The sequence below is a fragment of the Thioclava litoralis genome, from assembly GCF_045278885.1.
Taxonomy (GTDB): Bacteria; Pseudomonadota; Alphaproteobacteria; order Rhodobacterales; family Rhodobacteraceae; genus Thioclava; species Thioclava litoralis.
Genome location: NZ_CP135443.1, coordinates 215,890 through 236,101, shown reverse-complemented (window position 1 = coordinate 236,101; position 20,212 = coordinate 215,890). Strand labels below are relative to the sequence as shown.

The 20,212-nt window shown below is 62.5% G+C and carries 22 protein-coding genes and 1 tRNA gene; 11 read left to right on the top strand and 12 right to left on the bottom strand.

The genetic code is table 11. From position 1 onward, the window contains the following. Position 1: 1 nt before the first annotated feature. Complete coding sequence (locus RPE78_RS01140) at positions 2–214, top strand: hypothetical protein (RefSeq protein ID WP_339107689.1); 213 nt, start codon at positions 2–4, stop codon at positions 212–214. Between the two features lie 201 nt (positions 215–415). On the opposite strand, the gene RPE78_RS01135 is transcribed toward RPE78_RS01140, so the two are convergent. The 8 genes from RPE78_RS01135 to RPE78_RS01100 all read right to left on the bottom strand — a co-directional run bounded on the left by RPE78_RS01135 (position 416) and on the right by RPE78_RS01100 (position 6,858). After that, positions 416–1,492, bottom strand: coding sequence for a 2'-deoxycytidine 5'-triphosphate deaminase (locus RPE78_RS01135; protein WP_339107688.1), 1,077 nt, complete (start codon positions 1,490–1,492; stop codon positions 416–418). A gap of 93 nt (positions 1,493–1,585) precedes the next feature. Further along, positions 1,586–1,663 (bottom strand) — tRNA-Pro (locus RPE78_RS01130). A gap of 103 nt (positions 1,664–1,766) precedes the next feature. After that, positions 1,767–3,098, bottom strand: coding sequence for a MerR family transcriptional regulator (locus tag RPE78_RS01125; RefSeq protein WP_406720999.1), 1,332 nt, complete (start codon positions 3,096–3,098; stop codon positions 1,767–1,769). A gap of 85 nt (positions 3,099–3,183) precedes the next feature. Further along, positions 3,184–3,483 (bottom strand): integration host factor subunit alpha, encoded by a 300-nt coding sequence (ihfA, locus tag RPE78_RS01120; protein ID WP_339107686.1) that lies wholly within the window; start codon positions 3,481–3,483, stop codon positions 3,184–3,186. A gap of 125 nt (positions 3,484–3,608) precedes the next feature. After that, on the bottom strand, positions 3,609–4,583 hold the full coding sequence (locus RPE78_RS01115; RefSeq protein WP_339107685.1) for a beta-ketoacyl-ACP synthase III: 975 nt from the start codon (positions 4,581–4,583) through the stop codon (positions 3,609–3,611). Positions 4,584–4,587: 4 nt separating this feature from the next. After that, on the bottom strand, positions 4,588–5,628 hold the full coding sequence (gene plsX / locus RPE78_RS01110; protein ID WP_406721675.1) for a phosphate acyltransferase PlsX: 1,041 nt from the start codon (positions 5,626–5,628) through the stop codon (positions 4,588–4,590). Positions 5,629–5,778: 150 nt separating this feature from the next. Next, positions 5,779–5,985 carry a 50S ribosomal protein L32 gene (rpmF, locus tag RPE78_RS01105; RefSeq protein ID WP_339107683.1) on the bottom strand — a complete coding sequence of 69 codons (207 nt, stop codon included), beginning with the start codon at positions 5,983–5,985 and terminating at the stop codon, positions 5,779–5,781. Positions 5,986–6,297: 312 nt separating this feature from the next. Then, complete coding sequence (locus tag RPE78_RS01100; RefSeq protein WP_339107682.1) at positions 6,298–6,858, bottom strand: DUF177 domain-containing protein; 561 nt, start codon at positions 6,856–6,858, stop codon at positions 6,298–6,300. Between the two features lie 230 nt (positions 6,859–7,088). Between RPE78_RS01100 and RPE78_RS01095 the strand changes: the two genes are divergently transcribed. The 10 genes from RPE78_RS01095 to proB all read left to right on the top strand — a co-directional run bounded on the left by RPE78_RS01095 (position 7,089) and on the right by proB (position 16,771). After that, positions 7,089–7,568, top strand: a complete 480-nt coding sequence (locus tag RPE78_RS01095) for an outer membrane protein assembly factor BamE (protein ID WP_339107681.1) — start codon at positions 7,089–7,091, stop codon at positions 7,566–7,568. A gap of 279 nt (positions 7,569–7,847) precedes the next feature. Further along, positions 7,848–8,585 (top strand): GNAT family N-acetyltransferase, encoded by a 738-nt coding sequence (locus RPE78_RS01090; protein WP_406720998.1) that lies wholly within the window; start codon positions 7,848–7,850, stop codon positions 8,583–8,585. A gap of 119 nt (positions 8,586–8,704) precedes the next feature. Beyond that, the gene (locus RPE78_RS01085; RefSeq protein ID WP_406720997.1) at positions 8,705–10,528 is read left to right on the top strand and encodes an ATP-binding cassette domain-containing protein; all 1,824 of its coding nucleotides are present in this window, start codon (positions 8,705–8,707) and stop codon (positions 10,526–10,528) included. Positions 10,529–10,655: 127 nt separating this feature from the next. After that, entirely contained in the window at positions 10,656–11,759 is a 1,104-nt protein-coding gene (locus RPE78_RS01080) for a histidine kinase dimerization/phosphoacceptor domain -containing protein (protein ID WP_339107678.1), read from the top strand. Between the two features lie 184 nt (positions 11,760–11,943). Further along, complete coding sequence (gene rplU, locus RPE78_RS01075) at positions 11,944–12,327, top strand: 50S ribosomal protein L21 (protein WP_406720996.1); 384 nt, start codon at positions 11,944–11,946, stop codon at positions 12,325–12,327. 18 nt (positions 12,328–12,345) lie between these two features. Further along, positions 12,346–12,615, top strand: coding sequence for a 50S ribosomal protein L27 (gene rpmA / locus RPE78_RS01070; protein ID WP_339107676.1), 270 nt, complete (start codon positions 12,346–12,348; stop codon positions 12,613–12,615). 267 nt (positions 12,616–12,882) lie between these two features. Then, positions 12,883–13,422 (top strand): GNAT family N-acetyltransferase, encoded by a 540-nt coding sequence (locus tag RPE78_RS01065; protein WP_339109524.1) that lies wholly within the window; start codon positions 12,883–12,885, stop codon positions 13,420–13,422. A gap of 3 nt (positions 13,423–13,425) precedes the next feature. Next, positions 13,426–14,448, top strand: a complete 1,023-nt coding sequence (locus tag RPE78_RS01060; RefSeq protein ID WP_406720995.1) for a GNAT family N-acetyltransferase — start codon at positions 13,426–13,428, stop codon at positions 14,446–14,448. 137 nt (positions 14,449–14,585) lie between these two features. Next, positions 14,586–15,617 (top strand): GTPase ObgE, encoded by a 1,032-nt coding sequence (obgE, locus tag RPE78_RS01055; RefSeq protein WP_339107674.1) that lies wholly within the window; start codon positions 14,586–14,588, stop codon positions 15,615–15,617. An 11-nt stretch (positions 15,618–15,628) separates the two neighbouring features. Continuing rightward, positions 15,629–16,771 carry a glutamate 5-kinase gene (proB, locus tag RPE78_RS01050; RefSeq protein ID WP_406721674.1) on the top strand — a complete coding sequence of 381 codons (1,143 nt, stop codon included), beginning with the start codon at positions 15,629–15,631 and terminating at the stop codon, positions 16,769–16,771. Positions 16,772–16,826: 55 nt separating this feature from the next. Here the strand turns inward: proB and RPE78_RS01045 are convergent, their stop codons facing one another. From RPE78_RS01045 to RPE78_RS01030, 4 genes are read right to left on the bottom strand one after another with little or no spacing between them, the layout of a single operon-like run. Continuing rightward, complete coding sequence (locus tag RPE78_RS01045; RefSeq protein ID WP_406720994.1) at positions 16,827–18,245, bottom strand: hypothetical protein; 1,419 nt, start codon at positions 18,243–18,245, stop codon at positions 16,827–16,829. Positions 18,246–18,305: 60 nt separating this feature from the next. Further along, the gene (xth, locus tag RPE78_RS01040) at positions 18,306–19,112 is read right to left on the bottom strand and encodes an exodeoxyribonuclease III (RefSeq protein WP_406720993.1); all 807 of its coding nucleotides are present in this window, start codon (positions 19,110–19,112) and stop codon (positions 18,306–18,308) included. Next, positions 19,109–19,540 (bottom strand): phosphohydrolase, encoded by a 432-nt coding sequence (locus RPE78_RS01035; RefSeq protein WP_339107671.1) that lies wholly within the window; start codon positions 19,538–19,540, stop codon positions 19,109–19,111. Before RPE78_RS01035 ends, xth begins: the two co-directional genes overlap by 4 nt. Before the next feature lie 30 nt (positions 19,541–19,570). Beyond that, positions 19,571–20,110 (bottom strand): NYN domain-containing protein, encoded by a 540-nt coding sequence (locus tag RPE78_RS01030; protein WP_406720992.1) that lies wholly within the window; start codon positions 20,108–20,110, stop codon positions 19,571–19,573. Positions 20,111–20,212 lie beyond the last annotated feature (102 nt).

Here is a 20,212-nt window from a genome sequence, read left to right as displayed (position 1 = left end):
GATGCAGCAGATCCTGCGGATGATCTTCAACCAGCTTTTGCGGCGTGGCATAAACTACGGGATCAACAAAGGCATCGAAAGGGCGTCGCGCAAGGGCCGCAACGACGATACGCCGTTGACCCCCGAAGAGCGCAGGAAACAGCAACAACTGCGCAAAATGGCCGGAAATGCACGCCGTTTGGCACGCATGACCAAGCTGGGCCGCAGGTTTTAGGATGTTTCACCGCTAGGGGGCACCGCTAAGGGCGGCACCCTCTGTGTGTCATATCCGGTGTGGCACATCCTGCGTCGTTACAAGCGGGCTGCGTCGTTACAAGCGGGGTCGCCAGAGGCGCGCCGCGTGGGGCAAAGAACGCGGCACACGCGATATGAAACGCGTCTTCTGGGGCGTGCGTGCTTAGGCCACGGGCCGGACTTATGACTTGAAATGCTTGGCGAGCTTCAGCCCTTGGCCTTGGTAGTTCGATTTCAGATCCGCGCCGTAAAGGCGTTTGGGGCGCTCGGCCATATGTTCATAGACCAGACGGCCCACGATCTGCCCGTGTTCCAGAACAAAGGGGGCCTCGTGGCAACGGACTTCCAGCACCCCGCGCGAGCCGATGCCCCCTGCCGCCCCATGTCCGAACCCCGGGTCGAAGAAGCCCGCGTAATGCACACGGAACTCGCCCACCATCGCCAGATAGGGCGCCATCTCGGCAGCAAAATCGGGAGGAATCGTCACAGATTCGCGCGAGACGAGGATGTAGAACGCACCGGGGTCGAGGATGATACGGCCTTCGCTGGTGTGTAGCTCTTCCCAGAACTCGGTCGGATTATAGGCCCCGATCCGGTCCAGATCGATGACGCCGGTATGGGGCTTGGCGCGGTAGCCTACCAGATCGCCCGTCTCGGGACGCAGATCGACCGAGAAGCCCAGGCCGTGGTCGATGACCGCCTGACCGCTGACCAGTGGCTCGACCATATGCAGCGCGCGCAGCTCGTCATCCGAAAGCGCCGCCTGACCGCCCGAGAAGCGGATCTGGTTGAGCCGCATTCCGGGCCGTACCAGCACCGAAAAACTGCGCGGGCAGATTTCGGCAAAAAGAGGCCCCTGATAGCCATCGGGGATACGGTCGAATTCGGTGCCATGATCGGTGATGACGCGGGTCAGCAGGTCCAGCCGTCCGGTCGAGGATTTCGCATTGGCCACCGCGCTGATGCCTTCGGGCAGGCTGAGCGATTCCATCAAGGGCACCAGATAGACGCAGCCCTTTTCAAGGACCGCTCCGTTGGACAGGTCCATCCGGTGCATCTCGAAATCCGCCAGCTTGTCGGTCACGCAGGTGCCGCGCCCCGCAAGGAAAGAGGCGCGCACGCGATAGGCGACATGGCCCAGTCGCAGGTCAAGGCTGGCGGGCTGGATCTGTTCGGGGATCACCGGCGTTGCGGCACGGATTTCCTGCTTGGAGATCATCGCCTCGATGGCGGTATCGGACAAAACACCAAGGGTCATGGGCGGCTCTCCATCGTCATGCTCGGGCAGGGGGTGGGCCCGTTCGGCAGATCCGGATAAGCGAACACCCACCCCGAAGGGTGGGTGTTTCGGTGGTCGGGCCAGCGAGATTCGAACTCACGGCCTTCCGTCCCCCAGACGGACGCGCTAACCAGGCTGCGCCATGGCCCGACATGAGGCGCATATAGAGGGAAAGCGGCGCGGGGCGCAAGACCGAAATCGAAGATTTTTTCGTCTTTTTTCATCTGCTTTCCCGAAAACGGCGAAAAACCCTTCAGGGCCGGATTTCGCGCGACAATTCACGCCGCAATGCATGCAGTTTATCGACCGCCCGCGACAGGGCAACCTGCTCTGTGCGGGTCATCCGGTCGGGCTTGATGGTCGAGATACGGGCCACCAGCACCGAGATTCGCGTGGGCGGCAAAGCTGTGACCCCGGCACCATCGCTTTGGGGCAGGGTGACCGTGGCAAGGGCTGCGGCGCTTTGCTCGGCACTGGGCCGCGGGGGGGCGGGGGGCTGTGCGATTTGCGGCTCTACCAGCTCCGGTTCTGCCAGCTCCGGTTCTGCCAGTTCGGGGGCTGCCTGTTCCGGTGCGTCGTGATCCTCGGCCTCCCCCTCCGGTTCCGAGGGGGCAGTTTCCATCGCCTCGGGAAGAACCGCGGGGGAAGAGATGTCTTCTTCGTCCTCGATCAGAGCCGAGATGTCGTCATCGTCATCCGCGTCGGTCTCGTCGGCGAAAAGCGGTGTCTGTTCCCAGACATCGGCAAAGCTTGGCCCGTCCGGCACCTCTGGCTCGGGGACGAGCGAGGCGGCGTGCGCGGGCTGGGCAGGGGCGTCGGGAAGCGTGTCCATGACCTCTTCGCCCTCTGCCGGTTCCAGCTCGGGCAGAAAGTCATGCGGCTGCAGCGCGCCTTCGGACGCCGCTTGCGGCTCCGTCTGGCGGGGAGTGTCTGTAGCCGCGTTGAGGTCGGACGCGATAACCTCCGTCTCGGGGGGAGATATGGGGGCGTCCGGAGCCTCTTCTGCCTGCGGCTCCGGTGTGGACGGCGCGTCGTGATCCGGCTCTGCGGTCTTCTCGACAGAAACCGTATGTGCGGGCACCGCGAAGTCCGGGTCCGTCATCGCGTCCGGCAGGCTCCATGCGGGGGCTGCCAGAGGCGGATGCGTGGTGGGCGGAGCCTCGGGGGCAGAAAGCGGCTGCGTCCCGTGCACGGCGCTTTCATCCCACGGCAAGGGTGCATCTGAAGGCAGGGGGGGCGCCGCGCGCGGCATGTCGGAAAGGGGGGGCGCAGGCTGCGCAAAGGGCGCGTCTGGGGCGTCGTCCGGCGGAAGATGGAGCCGCCCGAGATCGCAGACATGGCGCACGCCCTGCTCCTTGAGCACTTTCTGCACGCCACGTATGGTCAGCCCGTCTTCGTGCAGAAGCTGGCGGATACCTGACAAAAGCGCGATATCATCGGGGCGGTAATAGCGGCGGTTGCCAGCCCGCTTGGTTGGCTTGACCTGTGGGAATTTCCCCTCCCAAAACCGCAGGACATGCGATGGGACGCCAACGATCTCGGAAGTTTCAGAGATCGTCCGGAAGGCATCGGCAGCTTTTGCCATGACTCGTCAATTCCTTTCCCGGACGCTGCTGGGGCCGGGCTTGTCTAAAGGCACCCCATTCGGGGGTGCAGGTCACCTGATTGGATCAGTTCGAGTTGCCGTCGGCCACACGGTCTTTCATCAGATGGGAGGGGCGGAAGCTCAGCACCCGACGCGGGCTGATCGGAACCTCTTCGCCAGTCTTGGGATTGCGACCCATGCGCGAGGCTTTGTCGCGGATGGAGAATGTGCCGAAGGACGAGATCTTTACCGTCTCGCCTGCGACAAGCGCGTCGGAGATATGTTGTAGCACATCCTCGACCAGTTGGGCCGATTCATTGCGCGACAGGCCGACTTCGCGGAAGACAGCCTCGCTTAGATCCATACGGGTCAGTGTTTTGGACATATCGCCCCCTGAGAAGAATTTTCACTCAAGGATGGGGCTGTCGGTCAGCAAAGTCAATATCGCCAGTGCCTTGGCCGGTCTTTCCCCGGAGATAATGTCGGGTTTTGCCGGATTTTGGGCGCGGCTTACCAGCGCAGAACCACCGAACCCCATGCCAGACCACCGCCAATCGCCTCGACCACGACGATCTCGCCGGTCTTCAGCTTGCCCTCGGAGGCACCGACCGACAGGGCCAGCGGGATGGAGGCAGCCGAGGTGTTGCCATGATCTTGCACGGTGACGACCACGCGCTCCATCGGAACGCCCATTTTTTCCGCCGTAGCGGAAATGATGCGCAGATTGGCCTGATGCGGCACGATCCAGTCCACATCATTGCCCGACAGGCCAAGCTTGTCCAAGGCCGTATGCGCGGTCTGGGCAAGTTTGGTGACCGCATGGCGGAAGACCTGATTGCCCTGCATCCGCAGATGGCCGGTGGTGCCGGTGCTGGACACGCCACCATCGACATAAAGAAGCTCGCGATAGCGCCCATCCGAATGCAGATCCGAGGCCAGAATGCCACGGTCATTGACCGTGCCGGTGCCTTCGGCCGCTTCCAGAATCAGCGCGCCCGCACCATCCCCGAACAGCACGCAGGTCGAGCGGTCTTCCCAGTCCATAATGCGCGAGAAGGTCTCGGCCCCGATTACCAGCACGCGCTCTGCCTGACCCGAGACGATCAGCCCGTTGGCATTGGTCAGCGCGAAGATGAAACCCGCACAGACCGCCTGCACGTCATAGGCAAAACCGCGGGTCGAGCCGAGCCCCGCCTGCACCATTGTCGCCACGGAGGGGAAGGTGAAATCGGGGGTGGAGGTCGCCACGACAATCGCGTCGATATCCTCGACGCTCATGCCCGCATGTTTCAATGCGGCTTCGGCGGCCTTGATTGCCAGTTGCGAGGTGGTCTCGCCTTCGGCGGCGAAATGGCGCCGCTCGATGCCGGTGCGCGAGCGGATCCATTCATCCGACGTTTCAAGCTTGGTCTCGAATTCGGCATTTTCGACAATGCGCTCGGGCAGGTAATGCCCGACACCACGGACCACAGCTCTGATAGTCATTCGATTACTCGTTGTTAGAATTGGCAGCGTCGCCTTGCGCGGCATCCTGCCCAATGGGCATGTCACTTGCAACCCGCGCCGCGAGCCTTTCGGCAAAACCGGACGCCGCAAGACGGGCCGCCAGATCAATCGCTGCGGCAACCCCGAGCGCATCGGCAGAGCCATGCGATTTCACGACCGTGCCGTTCAGGCCAAGGAATACCCCGCCATTGGCGCGGCGCGGATCGATCTTTTCAGACAGGCGTTTGAGCGACTTCATCGCCAGCATCGCCCCCAGCTTCGACAGAACCGAAGAGGTCAGCGCCTCTTTCAGCAGGCGACCGGCCAGTTTGGCCGTGCCTTCGCCGGTTTTCAGGGCGATATTGCCGGTAAATCCGTCAGTCACAATGACGTCAGCTTTGTTGGAGGACAGGTCACTACCCTCGACGAAGCCGACAAATTCGAAATCACCGCGCTCCTGCGCATCACGGCACAGGCCGTAAGCTTCTTTCAGCTCGGCGCGGCCCTTATGTTCTTCGGTGCCGACATTCAGCAGCCCCACACGCGGGCGCTCGATATTGAGTGCATTGCGGCAATAGGAACTGCCCATCAGCGCATAAGTCAGCAGGTCGGGCGCATCGGCTTTGATATCGGCGCCCATATCCAGCATGACGCACCAGCCCGCAGAATTCTGCGAGGGCCAGAAGCTGGCAATGGCGGGGCGGTTCACGCCCGGCAGCTTGCGCAGGCGCAGCATCGACAGCGCCATCAGCGCGCCGGTATTGCCGCAGCTCACCGCCACCTGCGCCGATTTCTCGCGCACGGCATCGACGGAGGCCCACATGGAGCTGTCCTTGCCATTGCGCATGACCTGAGAGGGCTTGTCCTCCATCCGCACCACATCACTGGCGTGGCGAATGGTGACAACCTTGCCCAGACCACGTGCATCGACGAGGCTTTTAAGCTCCGCTTCGGGGCCGTTGAGCAGGAAGCGCAGTTCAGGAGACTTCTTGGACGCGCGCGCAACCCCGTCGACCACGACGGAAGGGCCATGATCGCCCCCCATCGCATCGACAGAAATGACGATAGCGCCGGATTGCTCCGGCGCTGCGGTCGCATCGCGACCCTGCGTCACAGCAGTCGTATCCTGCCCTGCGTCCAGCGATTGGTCTTGCCGATTAAGCATGCCGATAGCTGTGTCGTCGGGCAACGCGGCTTATGCCGCGTCGTCGTCCAGATCGACTTCGTCAGCAGCTGCGACGACTTCGCGGTCGTCGTAGTGGCCGCAAGCGCCACAAACGTGGTGCGGGCGCTTCAGTTCGCCGCAGTTCGGGCATTCAGCCGGATTTGCAGCAACAAGTGCGTCATGCGCGCGGCGCATGTTGCGGCGGGAGCGCGTGACTTTATTCTGAGGGACAGCCATGTCTCAACCTCGGATGTTAGGGGGCGCATCGCCCGCGTTGGTGGCCGTAAAGCCGTGATTTTCCTGGTGTTTCACCCGATAGACGCTTGCGGCGACTCTGGTGTGAACCCAAAACTCGAATGAGGCCGGGAACATACTGCGATTTTCCAAAGGTGCAAGCCCTTTCTTGGGGCTTGGGCCTAGATTTTTCGCGGCAAGGTCCGGCCTGCCCGATACGGGGCAAATTGATCGTACGAGATGCCTTCCAAGACGGAGGGTCCCCAAGGGATCTGGCCTTTTGGAAGGGCCGGGATTCGTGCGTTCCCCGCCCGCTTACGCGTTTCCGTCCTTCTTGTCCATCAAAGCCTTCAGATTGGCGAAAGGTTTGAGGTCCTCATCGCGCAGCGGCGTTTCACCGGGTTTGGTGATGACCGTCTCGCCCAGCTCTGCGCCGTCCTTGCGCGGATAGAGCGGCAGGCCGAGTTCGAAGGCTTCGAGCGCCACATGGGCAAGGTCGATCACCGCGGGCAGGGCCTCGGCGCTGTCATCCTCGGGGATCTCCGATTCTTCGGCGGTAGGTTCCACCCAGTCGCGCAGGAAGCGACGGCTGACCGATTCTTTCACCTCTCCCGCGACCGGCTCCAGCGTGATGACGCAAGATTGCGTGATGCGTGCGTGGAGCTTGCCGTTGAGAACGAAGTCATGTTTGCCGGCGGGCGTCAGTTCGCCTTTGAAGCTCAGCGCCTCCACCGAGACGATATCGGCCCATTGGGCGATCTCCTTGCGCAGGGCGGGTTCGGGCGAGATGTCGAAGCGCAGAGGCTTGCGTCCGTTGAGGTCTTTCACCGCGACGGGGTGGGACCAGGGCATTTCAAGGGGGGTGCCGTCTGTCATGACGCGTGTCCTTCTGTCTGGGGCTGTCCGGCAGGGGCCGGGCGGGCCTTTGGCTGTGTCAGTGCCCGCAAGATGCGGGCGAAGAGGGGGGCCGCCGCGATGGCGGGTTGTTTTTTCCGGCAATATCCGGCACCAAGCGGGCCAGAACCTACCGGTTCCGGTCTTGAGGGCCGTGTGCAGGTATTGTAATCGGGATAAAAGGCCAGTGGCCGCGAGGCAAGGGGGATACAGTGAGCATTGGTTTCGCACCGCGCCGCCTGATGCAGGGGGTTGCCCTTTGCGCAGTGATCGGGCTTGGCGCTTGTTCGCCTATCTATCGCAATCATGGCTATGTGCCGACGGAAGAAGACCTGTCGCAAGTTCAGGTCGGAAAAACCACCAAAGACGATCTTGACCGGCTGATCGGGCGACCCAGCTCTTCGGGCGTTCTGGAAGGCTCGGACTGGTATTACGTCGGCTCGCGCTGGAAACGTGTGGGCTGGGGGGCCTCGCATGAGATCGACCGTCAGGTTCTGGCTGTCAGCTTCAACAAGGCTGGCGTGGTGTCGGGGGTCGAGCGCTATACCCTCAAGGATGGCCATGTGGTGCCGCTGACCCATCGCGTGACCGAGGCCAATGTGAAGGGCATCGGTCTGATCCGCCAGTTGTTGGGCTCGGTGGGGCGTATGGACGCCGGCACACTTCTGGGGTCGAGCAGCCCCGACAATTAACGGGGGGCCGCCCGTCTGGGCCATATGCATGCCAAGATCGAACGCGCCGTCTTGCGGCGCGTTTTTCATTGGCCGCCCGTTTGCCGCAGGAAAGCTGCCGAAAATTCATGCGCAGGCACGGTGTCGGGCAGGCGGGAGCGGGCGCTGACTTCTTTTTTTCATGAACTGCGCATAGTCTTTCGGCAGGCGGGCTGTCGGGCGGGCTGTCGGGTGGGCCGTCGGGCAGGTCATGGAAGTCGGGCGGGTCGTGAGAGTGGACCATAGGGCCGGAGGCGACAGATGAGTTTTTCGTTGATACGGGGTCGATATGTGGCTCGCTTTGCCCAGACGGTGCAGGATCTTGAGGCGGTGCAGGTGATTCGGGGACTGTGTTTCCGTGGCGAGGGCTGTGTGGACCGCGATGCGTTTGACGCGCAGTGTCAGCATGTGATGGTGGAAGAATGTGGGAGCGGGCGGCTGGTCTGCTGTTTCCGCCTGCTACCGCTGGCCTCGGGGGAGGAGATCGGGCGCAGCTATGCAGCGCAGTTCTATGCGCTGGAGGCGCTGGCGGATTATCCCGCACCGATGGTGGAGATGGGGCGGTTCTGTATCCATCCTGCCTATCACGACGCGGATATCCTGCGGGTGGCATGGGGGGCGATGACGCGTTTTGTCGATGAGGCAGGGGTGGAAATGTTGTTTGGCTGCTCGTCCTTCAGGGGCACGGACTGGCGCGATTATGCGGATAGTTTCACGCTTTTGTCGCAACGCCATCTGGGGCCGGAGCGCTGGTTGCCACGGGTCAAGGCGCCTGATGTGGTGCGCTATGCGCGTGCGTTGATGGGGTCGCAGGGGAACCCGAAACAAGCGATATTGCGGATGCCGCCCTTGCTGCGCAGCTATCTGGCAATGGGGGGCTGGGTTTCCGATCATGCGGTGGTGGATCCGGATCTGGGAACGTTGCATGTGTTCACGGGGCTTGAAATCGGCCGCATTCCGGCGGCACGGCGGCGGGCCTTGCGTCTGGTGGCGGGGTAGGGGCGCTGCCCCTCTTGGGGCGTTGCCCCAATTCACCCCGGGATATTTCGGGCAGCTGGAAGCGGGGGCCTGTGTGAAGGGTGATTGACCTTTGGGCTGGGCGTGATTAGCTGCGCGTCATGGCACGTGCACCTATTTTACAGCTTTCCGATATTTCGCTGTCCCATGGCGGCGATCCCGTGTTCGACGGTCTCGATCTTGTTGTCCAGCAGGGCGACCGTGTGGCCTTGGTGGGCCGCAACGGCACCGGCAAATCCACCTTGATGAAGGTGATGGCGAAGCTGGTGGAGGCCGATCATGGCGAGGTGGTGATTCCGCCCGGCATTTCGGTGGGCTATATGGAGCAGGAGCCTGATCTGTCGGGTTTTGCGACGTTGGGGGAGTATGCCGCTTCGGGGCTGGATCCTTCTGAGGGCTATAAGGTCGAGATGGTGGCCGAGGGGTTGAAGCTGAATATGGAGGCCTCGCCCGAGACGGCATCAGGCGGCGAGCGGCGGCGTGCGGCTTTGGCCAAGCTTCTGGCGGAGGCGCCGGAGTTGATGCTGCTCGACGAGCCGACCAACCATCTGGACATCGAGGCGATTGGCTGGCTTGAGGCCGAGCTGAAGGCGACGAAGGCGGCCTTTGTGGTGATTTCGCACGACCGGGCGTTTTTGAAGGCTTTGACGCGGGCCACTTTGTGGATTGACCGTGGGAAGGTGCGCCGTCTTGAGCGCGGCTTCGAGCATTTCGAGGAATGGCGCGAGGAGGTTTGGGCCGCCGAGGACGAGGCGCGGGCCAAGCTGGACAAGAAGATCAAGGTCGAGGCGAAATGGGCCGTGGAGGGCATTTCCGCGCGGCGCAAGCGCAATCAGGGGCGGTTGCGGGCGCTTCAGGATATGCGCGCGGAACGATCAAACCAGATCAAGCGTCAGGGCGTGGCCGCGATGGAGATCGAAACGGGCAAGGCGTCGGGCAAGCGGGTGATCGAGGCGAAGGGGCTGTGCAAGGAGTTCGGCGGCAAGACCATCGTGCGGGATTTCGATCTGCGGGTGCTGCGCGGTGACCGGATTGCGTTTGTGGGCCCCAATGGTGTGGGTAAGACCACGCTTCTGAAGATGTTGATGGGGCAGATGGAGCCGGATGCGGGGACCGTGACCCTTGGCACCAATCTGGAGGTTGCGATTTTCGACCAGACCCGTGCGGCGCTTGATCCCGAGCAGACGCTATGGGAGGGGTTGGTGAATGACCCCGATATGGCGGTGCGCGGGGCCTCGGATCAGGTGATGGTGCGCGGCACGCCCAAGCATGTTGTGGCCTATCTGAAGGATTTCCTTTTTGATGAGGCACAGGCGCGGGCGCCGATCAAGTCGCTGTCGGGCGGCGAGCGGGCGCGGCTTTTGTTGGCGCGGATCATGGCCAAGCCGTCAAACCTTTTGGTGCTGGACGAGCCGACCAACGATCTGGATGTCGAGACGCTGGATCTTCTGCAGGATATCCTGGGCGACTATGATGGCACCGTTTTGCTGGTCAGCCACGATCGGGACTTTATCGACCGTGTGGCCTCGACCACCATTGCGATGGAAGGCAACGGGCGGGCTGTGGTCTATGCCGGTGGCTGGAGCGATTACCGCCATCAGCGGTCCTTGACCGAACCCGAGGACCGGCCTGTGATCAAGCCCGCGGGGGAGGCGGTCCGGCCTGCGGCTTCGCCGGTTGTCGCGGCCAAAACCGAGACAAAGCTGAGCTTTACGGAAAAGCATCGGCTTGAGGCGCTACCTGCGGTGATCGAGCGGCTGGAGGCCGAGATTGCCAAGCTGGAAGAGTTTCTATCGGTCCCCGATCTCTTCGCCAAGGAACCGGTGAAGTTCCAGAAAGCCACGGAGGCTTTGGTCGAGCGGCAGCAGGCGCTGTCGGAGGCTGAAGAAGAGTGGCTGGAGCTGGAAGAAAAGGCGCAGGGATAAAAAGTGAAGCGGGGAGGCTTACTCCCTGCTTGCCTTGCGGCGGAGGCGCTTCTAGATTTCACAAAACGTTGAAATTTCTGAGGGACCTGCGCTTGCGCATGTTCCGGATTGTGTGAACGAGATCCCTATGCAAGCCCCGCTGCATCCCTGCGAAGCCGACCGCCTTCAGGCCCTCCGGTCTTACGATATTGTCGATACCGAATTCGAAGCGGAATTCGATGAGGTCGTCGATTTCGTGCGCGCGGTCTGTGACGTGCCGATCGTGCTGATTTCGCTGGTGGCGGAAGAGCGGCAGTGGTTCAAGGCGCGCCGAGGTCTGGATGTGGACGAGACGCCGCGCGATGTCGCCATATGTGCCTATACGGTCTTGCAGGACGATATTCTGGAAATCGGCGATACCCTGCTTGATCCGCGCACGCGCGACAATCGCCTGTGCACGCAGGACCCCGATCTGCGTTTCTATGCGGGGATGCCGCTGGTGACCAAGGAGGGTTTTGCGATTGGCAGCCTGTGCGCGCTGGATCACCGCCCGCGTGTTCTGACCGATCTGCAACGTCAGACCCTGCGGGTGATGGCGCATCAGGTCATGGCGCGGCTGGAGCTGCGCCGGACCCTGCGTCTGGCGCGCGAGTTGCGCGGCGAGGTGGATCACCGCGTAAAGAACTCCTTGCAATCGCTGGCGGCGCTGGCCTCGATCAAGGCGCGCAATGTGGCTTCCGATGAGGGGCGCGAGGCCTTGCAGGCCATTCAGCGGCGCATCCAGACCGTGGCCATGCTGCACGAACAGCTCTATCGTTCCGATAGCGGTTCTGCGGTCAATCTGGGAGGCTATCTGACGGATGTAGCGCGCTATCTCGAGGGGCAGACGCCGGATCGGGTCAGTATCCTGTGCGAGGCCTGCGATCTGGCCGTCGTGGCCGAGCAATCTGCCGCTATCGGGACGCTGGTGAACGAATTCGTCGCCAATTCGATCAAACATGGCTATCCCGACGGGCGACGTGGCAATATCCGTGTGGGGCTGCGCCAGATCGCGCCCGACGAGGCCTGTCTGGAGCTTTCCGATGACGGAATCGGTCTTCCCGAAGGCGGTGTGACGCGCAAAGGGTTGGGATTGCAGATCATGGAGGCCTCGGCAGCGCAGGCGGCAGGGCAGTATGAGCAGGTGCCCGTCGAGCGGGGATTTGCCGTTGCCGTGCGGTTCCAGCCGCGCGCCAGTCGGGCGATCTTGTGAGCGGGACATCTGGAGATTGACTTTTGTTCTGTGATCACGCATACAGCGCCAACCCGGCATGATTCTGTCTGCCGGGTTTATCATTGTCACCGCCCTGAAAAGGGCGCGCTGTCCGAAGGCGGTCCCATGAGGGACCACAACACCGTCAGGGGCCAAAGGACGCGGAAGCAAAAAGGAAGACGCGATGTTTGCGGTCCTCAAGACTGGCGGCAAGCAATACAAGGTTCAAGCGGGCGACGTGCTCCGCGTGGAACTGATTGCTGCTGAAGCTGGCGATAAAGTCCAGTTCAATGAAATTCTGATGGTTGGCGGCGATAAGCTTGTCGTTGGCGCGCCCTTCGTTGAAGGTGCTGCCGTGCAAGCCGAAGTCATCGACTCGATCAAAGCCGACAAAGTCATCACCTACCACAAGCGCCGTCGTAAGCACTCGTCGCAGCGTACCCGTGGTCACCGCCAGAAGCTCACGCTGCTGCGCGTCACCGACATCGTCGCCTCGGGCGCAGATGCTTCGGTGAAAGAAGCTGTTGGCACCGCCGTCGCACGTCGTGCGGCTCACGAAACCAAGTAATCAGGGGAGTAACCACCCATGGCACACAAGAAAGCAGGCGGTTCGTCCCGTAACGGTCGCGACTCCGCAGGTCGTCGTCTTGGCGTCAAACTCTATGGCGGTCAGGCGGCTCTCCCGGGCAATATCATCGTGCGTCAGCGCGGCACCAAAGTCTGGGCCGGCGATAACGTCATGATGGGCAAAGACCACACCCTCTTTGCTGTCGCCGAAGGCACTATCGAGTTCAAGAAGGGCCTCAAGGGCCGCACCTTCGTCTCGGTTCTTCCTGTTGCGGAGGCGGCCGAGTAAGCCGACCTTCCCGTCACACGAATAATATGAAGGGGGATCGGCAGCAGCCGGTCCCCCTTTTGCGTGTCGCAGGGTTTGCGTTTGGCGCGAGGAGGAGGGGCCTTGTGCATAATGCAACGCGAAACGCCCAGAACGCGATAAATGATCCGGCATCCGGCGCTTCTTTGCGAATTGACGCTAGGTCTTTATACGATTTTTACCTTGGCACATTATCTGCCAGAATTCGCCTCGAAACTGGATTACACTAGAGGCATTACGGAGGACGACATGTTTCAGGAAGCCATCCCTGACCAACCTGTGATCGAAGCTGAAAGGTTCATCCTGCGCCCGCTGCGCAAGTCCGATGCCGGGCTGATGACCATGTATACTTCGGATAAACGTGTCGCTACCGGAACCCGCGCCATTCCGCATCCGCTCCCGCCGGGGGCGTCAGACCAGTTCATCGCGCGTATCCTGTCAGGACAGGGCGATGAGGATGTCTGGGCGATCGACGGTTCTGCGCAGGGCTCGTGCGAGCTGTTGGGCATTGTGTCGCTGACCCGTATCAATGACACCCAGTCCGAGATCGGCTTCTGGGTCGGGGCAGGCTATTGGAATGCGGGCTATGCGTCCGAAGCCGTGCAGGCGATGGTTGCGGCCAATCCGCATGGCTCGCGCACGCTGCTGGCCGAGGTGTTTCAGGACAATCCCGGTTCGGGCCGTGTCCTGACCAATGCCGGTTTCGAATATCTTGGGGATGCCGAAAGCTGGTCCGTGGCGCGCAATGCCTCGGTGCCGACATGGACTTATCTGCGGAAAATGGACTGAGCCATGCTTCTGGCGCGCCATGTCCATACGGCGCGCCTGAGGTTGCGCCCCTTCTCTGCGGCGGATGTGCCTGCCATTGTCTCCGCGCTTTCGGGGTTCGAAACAGCGCGCTGGCTGGGGCGGGTGCCGCACCCCTATCGTCTCTCCGATGCACAGGAATTCGTGGCGCGCAGTCAGGACAAGCAGGTCTGGGCCATCGAGGATGGCGCGGGCTTTGCCGGTATGATCGGGATGGTGGGCGAGCTTGGCTACTGGCTCGCGCCGCACGCGCGCGGCAAGGGGTATATTCAGGAGGCGGCGCTGCATCTTGTGGCCTGCCACTTTGCCGACCCGCAGGTGGATCATCTGAAAGCGGGCTATTTTATCGGCAACCATGCATCGGCCAGAATTCTTTACGGGCTCGGGTTTGTCGAGGATGGTCCGGCAGACAGGCGGCCGAGCGTGGCATGGGCGGACCTGCGCCCGCATCAGCCTTTGCGCCTTGACCGCGCAGGCTGGGCGCGGCGCTTTGTTCCACAGATCCGCACGCCGCGCCTGCGGATCGACCCGCTGCGTCCCGAGGACGATGTGGTCTTCCACCGGCTCGTGACCTGTCCGTCTATCGGGCGGATGCTGCAACGGTTTCCTGCCGATTGGACACTGCCGCAGGCACGCGCCTTTCTGGCCGAAGCCCGTTGGCAGGGCGCGCGTCCGTGCCGTCTTGCGCTGCGCCATCAGGGCCGGTTCGTTGGCTCGATCGGGGTGGGGCAGGGCGCGTGCCCCGCTATTTTCTATTTCCTTGATCCGGCGGAGGTGGGACGGGGGCTGATGTCCGAAGCGTTAGAGGGGTTTATCGGCTGGCTGTCCGAGGCCTGGGGGCTGCGGCAACTGACGGCGCGGGTGTTTTGCGACAACCCTGCCTCGCGACATGTGCTGGAAAAGGCGGGCTTCCGTGTGACCGGCACCGGTTCGGGAACGTCGGCGCAGCGCGCTGCCCCTGCACCGGACTGGGGCTTGGACTATGAGGCGCCCGACCCCGCGGCCTGAATTTCGCAAATATCCCCAAGCTGTGGCCGCGCGCCCCACTTCCCACCTTGATCCGCAGGCGCAGGCAGCGTATCCCGTGCCATTGGTATCAACGCCACATCACGCCCGAAACTGCTGCAACCCGAAGGAACAGCCCGATGAAATTTCTCGACCTCGCCAAAGTCTATATCCGTTCCGGCGGCGGCGGTGCCGGCTGTGTGTCTTTCCGTCGCGAGAAATTCATCGAATTCGGTGGCCCTGACGGGGGCGATGGCGGCAAGGGTGGCTCGGTCTATGTCGAGGCGGTCGAAGGGCTGAACACGCTGATCGATTTCCGCTACCAGCAGCACTTTTTTGCCAAATCCGGTCAGCATGGTATGGGCAGCCAGCGCACCGGTAAGGATGGCGATGATATCGTGCTGAAAGTGCCGGTCGGCACCGAGATTATCGAAGAGGATGAAGAGACGGTCATTGCCGACCTGACCGAGGTCGGGCAGCGTATCCTGCTGGCCAAGGGGGGCAATGGCGGCTGGGGCAACCTGCGTTTCAAATCCTCGACCAACCGTTCGCCGTCCAAGGCCAATCCCGGTCAGGAAGGAGTGGAGCGCACGATCTGGCTGCGTCTGAAACTGATCGCCGATGCGGGGCTTCTGGGCATGCCCAATGCGGGCAAGTCGACCTTCCTTGCCACCGTGTCGAATGCGCGCCCGAAAATCGCGGATTACCCCTTCACCACGCTGGTGCCGAACCTTGGCGTCGTAGGCGTGGACGGGCGCGAATTCGTGATGGCCGATATTCCCGGTCTGATCGAGGGCGCTTCCGAGGGCCGCGGCTTGGGCGACCAGTTTCTGGGCCATGTCGAGCGTTGCTCGGTCCTTCTGCATCTGGTGGATGGCACCTCCGAGACCGTGGTCGAGGACTGGCAGACCATCGTGGGCGAGCTGGAAGCCTATTCCGAGGCGTTGTTCGACAAACCCCGCGTGACCGTTCTCAACAAGATCGACGCGCTGGATGAGGAGACCTTGGCCGAGCGCAAGGCCGAGCTGGAAGAGGCCGTGGGCGGCAAGGTCTATCTGATGTCCAGCGTGGCCAAGAAAAACGTGGACACCGTGCTGCGCGCGCTTTGGGCGCAGATTGTGGAAGACCGCGGTGGCAATGGTGATGACGAGGACGGATCGTGGCAACCCTGATCGCGGGCCGGATGGCAGGTGCCCCCAGCGTGTCAACCGCCGCACAAAGCCCGCGCCTGTCGCAGGCCAAGCGGGTGGTGATCAAGATCGGTTCGGCGCTTCTGGTCGATCAGGCCGGTCTGCGGGCGGAGTGGTTGCAGGCATTGGCCGAGGATGTGGCGATGCTCAGGGGGCAGGGCACCGATGTGGTGCTGGTGTCCTCGGGCTCGATCGCGCTTGGCCGCCGCATCCTGCGACTGCCCCAAGGTGATCTGCCGCTGGAGCAGTCGCAGGCGGCCGCTGCTGTCGGACAGATCCGGCTGGCGCAGGGCTATCAGGAAATGCTTGCGCCGCATGGGGTGACCACCGCGCAGGTCCTGATGACGCTGGACGATACCGCCAACCGTCGCCGTTATCTGAATTCGCGTGCGACGCTGGAAACCCTGCTGTCGCTGGGCGTCGTGCCGATTGTGAATGAAAACGATACGGTCGCCACGGACGAGATCCGCTTTGGCGATAATGACCGTCTGGCCGCGTCGATTGCGGTGACGATCGGGGCGGACCATCTGGTGCTTCTGTCGGATGTCGACGGGCTCTATTCCGCCAACCCCAAGACCGACCCGACCGCCGAACATTTTCCGGTCGTGCCGCATATCACCCCCGAAATCGAGGCGATGGCGGGCGACCCCATCTCTGGTGTCTCGAAAGGCGGCATGAAGACCAAGCTGCTGGCCGCGAAAGTGGCTGTGGCGGGCGGATGTGCGATGGCCATCATGGACGGTTTCGTTGCACGCCCGCTTCTGGCGCTGGAAGAGGGGGCAAGGGCGAGCTGGTTCCTCCCCGAGGGGGACCCGCGTGTGGCGCGCAAGCGCTGGATTTCGGGTATGAAACCGCAAGGCCAGATGCATGTCGATCAAGGGGCTGTGCAGGCGCTATCGCATGGCAAATCGCTGTTGCCTGCGGGGGTGACGCGGGTCTCGGGCGAGTTCGGTCGCGGCGAGCCGGTGGCCATTCTTGCGCCGGACGGGCAGATCGTGGCCAAGGGGCTTGTGCGCTATACCTCGACCGAGGCGCGCGCGATCGCGGGGCATAAGTCGCAGGAAATTGCCGAGATTCTGGGCTATCCCGGACGGGCGGCGCTGATCCATCGCGATGATATGGTTTCGCTGACTTAAGTCAGGCAATAACCGGATAAGAAAAGCGCGCGGCCAAAGTCGCGCGCTTTTTCGATCAGATCCAGAACATCAGCCAGAGCGCAAGCATCACCGCACAGACAGCGCTATAGGCACCGTTCCATCTGAGACTGACGGTCGCGGGCGTCACATCGCCCAGCCGCGCCACAAGCATTACCGAGGCTGTGAAGGGCGAGGTGACCCCCGAAAGCGACCATCCCGCCGTGATCGACAGCACCATCGCGGTGGGCGAGATGCCAAGCGCCTCCGGTGTCGGCAGCAGCGGCCCGAAAAGCGAGACGAACAGGATGGGGTTCATCCCCAACTGCCCGCCGATCGGGATCAGGACGATGGGGAGGATCAGCAGCAGCCAGACCGGCATCGCCGCCAGATCCAGCCCGCTTCCCGCAACGATTGGCGCAAGCATGGTGCCCGCAGACGAGCCGATAAACCCCGCCATCGACAGGAGAACGATCTCGTTGCGATAGGAGGGCAGCTCGATGAAGCCGAATTCGCAGGCGTGCAGCACCGCATGGTTGAGGCGTGTGCGTCTGGGGGCCCCGATCAGCAGCCAGCCCGCAGAGAGCAGCGGAATGATCATCAGGACGGACATCGCAGCGGGCAATCCGGCGGTCAGATCCAGAATGACAGCGGGGATCGCGATCAGCAGGATCAGCCAGAGCACCGGCAGAAGATCGCGGGCGGTGGTGGGCATACTGTCGCGCAGCGGGGTTGCGTGATGGCCTTGCGGGATCACCGGCTTGAACAGTTGGTCCATCGCCCAGCCGACCCCGATCAGGATCGCGGAAGATACGAGGGCGGGCAGGATGATATGGTTCAACTCCGCCCCTTGCACGATCGAGGTCGAGATCACCATCGCAAAGCCCAGCGGAGACCAGCACAGGCTGGCGGCAAAGCCGCGATGGACCGCCTGCAGCATGCGGCGTATGCGGATTTTGCGGATTTCGGGGTCGGGTTCGCGGTCTGAGGAGGCACGCGACATGCCCCCCAGAAGCGAGATCGCGCCGTAGTTCAGCATCGGGGCGAAGGCCTGTGTGCCGATGGTCAGCGCGCTATAGCGACGTCCGGGAGGCTGGCTGGCCAGATAGACCGCCGCGCGGGTGATTTTTTCCGAGATCCCCGCCACATGGCGCAATGTGGCCAGAGCCGAGAAAAAAGCGATGATGAAGCTCGCACGGCCAAGCGCCTCCGAGATCACCGCCCAGGGTGTGGGATAGAAGAGGAACGCATAGGCGCATAGTGCCAGCGCCACCACCACGAAGATCCGGCGCGAATTCTTGACCGAAGGTGTCAGCGCCAGCACGGCGATGACGCTCAGGACTTTTGCGACGGGCGCGGCAAAGGCGAAGATCTCCCAGTTGGCCAGAATGGTGCAAAGGATGATCAGGCCCAGAATGACCCCGATGGCCCGATCCAGCAATGTGGTCTGTTTGAGCTGCTCGAAGCTCGTTGCCATAGGCGGGGTCCTTTCGAAACGGGAAGCGGGTCTTAGACGGAGACGGGGAGAAGGTGCGGATCAGGCGTCGAGGGTGATCCAGACCGGCACGTGGTCCGAAGGCTTCTCGCGGCCACGGATGTCACGGTCGATCTGGCAGTCGGTCATCAGGTCGGCGGCCTGCGGGCTCAGCAGCAGGTGGTCGATGCGGATGCCGTTATTGCGCGCCCATGCGCCCGCTTGGTAATCCCAGAAAGAGTAATGGCCGGGGCCTTGGGTGCGGGCGCGGAAGGCCTCGGTGAAGCCAAGGTTCAGTATGCGGCGGAAGGCGGCGCGGCTTTCGGGCAGGGCCAGCGCGTCCTTTTGCCAGCTTTCGGGTTTGGCGGCATCCTCATCCTGCGGGATGATGTTGTAATCGCCCGCCAGAACCAGCGGCTCTTCCAGCGCCAGAAGCTCGGTCGCGCGGGCCTTCATGCGCTCCATCCATGCCAGCTTATAGCCGTATTTGCCTTCGGCAACCGGCGCGCCCTCGGCGTCGAACTCCACCGGATTGCCATTGGGCAGATACAGCCCGCAGACCCGCACCGCGCGCTCGCCGATCACGGTCGCCTCGATCCAGCGGGCCTGTTCGTCGCTGTCATCACCCGGCAGGCCGCGGGTGATGTCCTCTAGCGGCAGTTTCGACAGGATCGCCACCCCGTTGAAGCTTTTCTGCCCGTGTGTTTCAACGCGGTAGCCCAGATCCTCGATGATCTCGCGGGGGAAGGCCTCGTCGATGGATTTGATCTCTTGCAGCAGGGCGACATCGGGATCGGCCTCTTTCAGCCAGTCCACCAGCGCATTGATACGGGCCTTGACGCCATTGATATTGAAGGTCGCGATTTTCATGGCCTGTCTCCGCTCTGGTCCAGCATCTTGAGCGCGGCATGATAGCGGGCGATCCGCTGCCTGTCTTCCGGCCCGATATGAGCAATACGCGACAGATCCAGATTGTCCAAGAGGTCGAGGCGCTTGACGACCCGCGCAATCGGGTGGGCGGCGGCGCGCAGAACGAAGGCCTCGTAGGGCTCGCCCATGCGTTTGCTCAGCGCATCGAGGGCTGTGGCCTGAAGGTCGCTCAGCCCTTCGATGCGTAGCGCCGCGAGTGTCCAGTCGCTATCCTCGACCACATCATGCAGCACGGCCACCACGCGGCTGTCATGGTCCTTGGCCCCCAGCATCACCCGTAAAGGATGCAGGATATAGGGCGCGCCGCCCTTATCGGTCTGGCCCTTATGGGCCAGTGCGGCAATACGGATCGCGGTTTCGAGCTGCATCGGGTGTCCGGTGTGGATGGCTGACTCTGGTCAGAGAGAAAGCACAAGTCGCCCGCCGCGGAAATGGCCGCGGATCAGGACATTCTTGCGCTTGGCGTGGGAAAACTGGTCGAGCCAGTCGCGATAACGGTCATTGGTGATGATCTTTGCACCAAGCCGTGTGGCCTGACGCAGGATTTCGGGGTCGGCAGGCAGGCCGCTATCAACAACCTGTATCCGCCTGGGGGGCAGGCCAAGCAGCGGCGCAAGCTCTTCTGGCCCCATGTAATGGTCCGAGAGCTTGTAGCCCACATTGGCATCAAAGATCACGAGGGGCGCGTAACCGGCGGCTTTGGCCCGTGCCAGAACCCGTTGCAGGGCGGTCAGCTCGGGCAGGTTCTTGCGCCAATGCAGGACGTTGGAGCCGTCGATGAGGATGGGCTTGTGTCCGCGCAGATCCCTGTGCGGGGCGGGTGCGGGGGCTTTGCGGCGCAGTTGCCACTGGCGCGGTGGCTTCGATATCCGGAAATTGCGGACCCGTAGCACCAGATAAAGCGCCGCGAGCGAGGAAATCAGGCAGAGGGCCAGCAAATCTGGCTGATCCAGAAAAAAGGCGCAGGCGGCAGCGGCTGCCGATCCGGCGAGAAGTATATCAGGGATCCGCATGGGCGGCTTTCAAAAAGGTCGCAGGCC

Excerpts from the sequence above, each read along its gene's own strand:
- RPE78_RS01135 (WP_339107688.1), bottom strand. The coding sequence starts at position 1,492 with ATGACCCTTGGTGTTTTGTCCGATACCGCCATCGAGGCGATGATCTCC.
- RPE78_RS01085 (WP_406720997.1), top strand. The coding sequence starts at position 8,705 with ATGGCACGTGCACCTATTTTACAGCTTTCCGATATTTCGCTGTCCCAT.
- rplU (WP_406720996.1), top strand. The coding sequence starts at position 11,944 with ATGTTTGCGGTCCTCAAGACTGGCGGCAAGCAATACAAGGTTCAAGCG.
- RPE78_RS01035 (WP_339107671.1), bottom strand. The coding sequence starts at position 19,540 with ATGCAGCTCGAAACCGCGATCCGTATTGCCGCACTGGCCCATAAGGGC.
- ihfA (WP_339107686.1), bottom strand. The coding sequence starts at position 3,483 with ATGTCCAAAACACTGACCCGTATGGATCTAAGCGAGGCTGTCTTCCGC.
- RPE78_RS01065 (WP_339109524.1), top strand. The coding sequence starts at position 12,883 with ATGTTTCAGGAAGCCATCCCTGACCAACCTGTGATCGAAGCTGAAAGG.
- RPE78_RS01140 (WP_339107689.1), top strand. The coding sequence starts at position 2 with ATGCAGCAGATCCTGCGGATGATCTTCAACCAGCTTTTGCGGCGTGGC.
- RPE78_RS01115 (WP_339107685.1), bottom strand. The coding sequence starts at position 4,583 with ATGACTATCAGAGCTGTGGTCCGTGGTGTCGGGCATTACCTGCCCGAG.
- obgE (WP_339107674.1), top strand. The coding sequence starts at position 14,586 with ATGAAATTTCTCGACCTCGCCAAAGTCTATATCCGTTCCGGCGGCGGC.
- RPE78_RS01100 (WP_339107682.1), bottom strand. The coding sequence starts at position 6,858 with ATGACAGACGGCACCCCCCTTGAAATGCCCTGGTCCCACCCCGTCGCG.
- RPE78_RS01045 (WP_406720994.1), bottom strand. The coding sequence starts at position 18,245 with ATGGCAACGAGCTTCGAGCAGCTCAAACAGACCACATTGCTGGATCGG.
- rpmA (WP_339107676.1), top strand. The coding sequence starts at position 12,346 with ATGGCACACAAGAAAGCAGGCGGTTCGTCCCGTAACGGTCGCGACTCC.
- RPE78_RS01080 (WP_339107678.1), top strand. The coding sequence starts at position 10,656 with ATGCAAGCCCCGCTGCATCCCTGCGAAGCCGACCGCCTTCAGGCCCTC.
- proB (WP_406721674.1), top strand. The coding sequence starts at position 15,629 with ATGGCAGGTGCCCCCAGCGTGTCAACCGCCGCACAAAGCCCGCGCCTG.
- plsX (WP_406721675.1), bottom strand. The coding sequence starts at position 5,628 with ATGGGGGGCGATCATGGCCCTTCCGTCGTGGTCGACGGGGTTGCGCGC.
- RPE78_RS01090 (WP_406720998.1), top strand. The coding sequence starts at position 7,848 with ATGAGTTTTTCGTTGATACGGGGTCGATATGTGGCTCGCTTTGCCCAG.
- RPE78_RS01060 (WP_406720995.1), top strand. The coding sequence starts at position 13,426 with ATGCTTCTGGCGCGCCATGTCCATACGGCGCGCCTGAGGTTGCGCCCC.
- xth (WP_406720993.1), bottom strand. The coding sequence starts at position 19,112 with ATGAAAATCGCGACCTTCAATATCAATGGCGTCAAGGCCCGTATCAAT.
- rpmF (WP_339107683.1), bottom strand. The coding sequence starts at position 5,985 with ATGGCTGTCCCTCAGAATAAAGTCACGCGCTCCCGCCGCAACATGCGC.
- RPE78_RS01125 (WP_406720999.1), bottom strand. The coding sequence starts at position 3,098 with ATGGCAAAAGCTGCCGATGCCTTCCGGACGATCTCTGAAACTTCCGAG.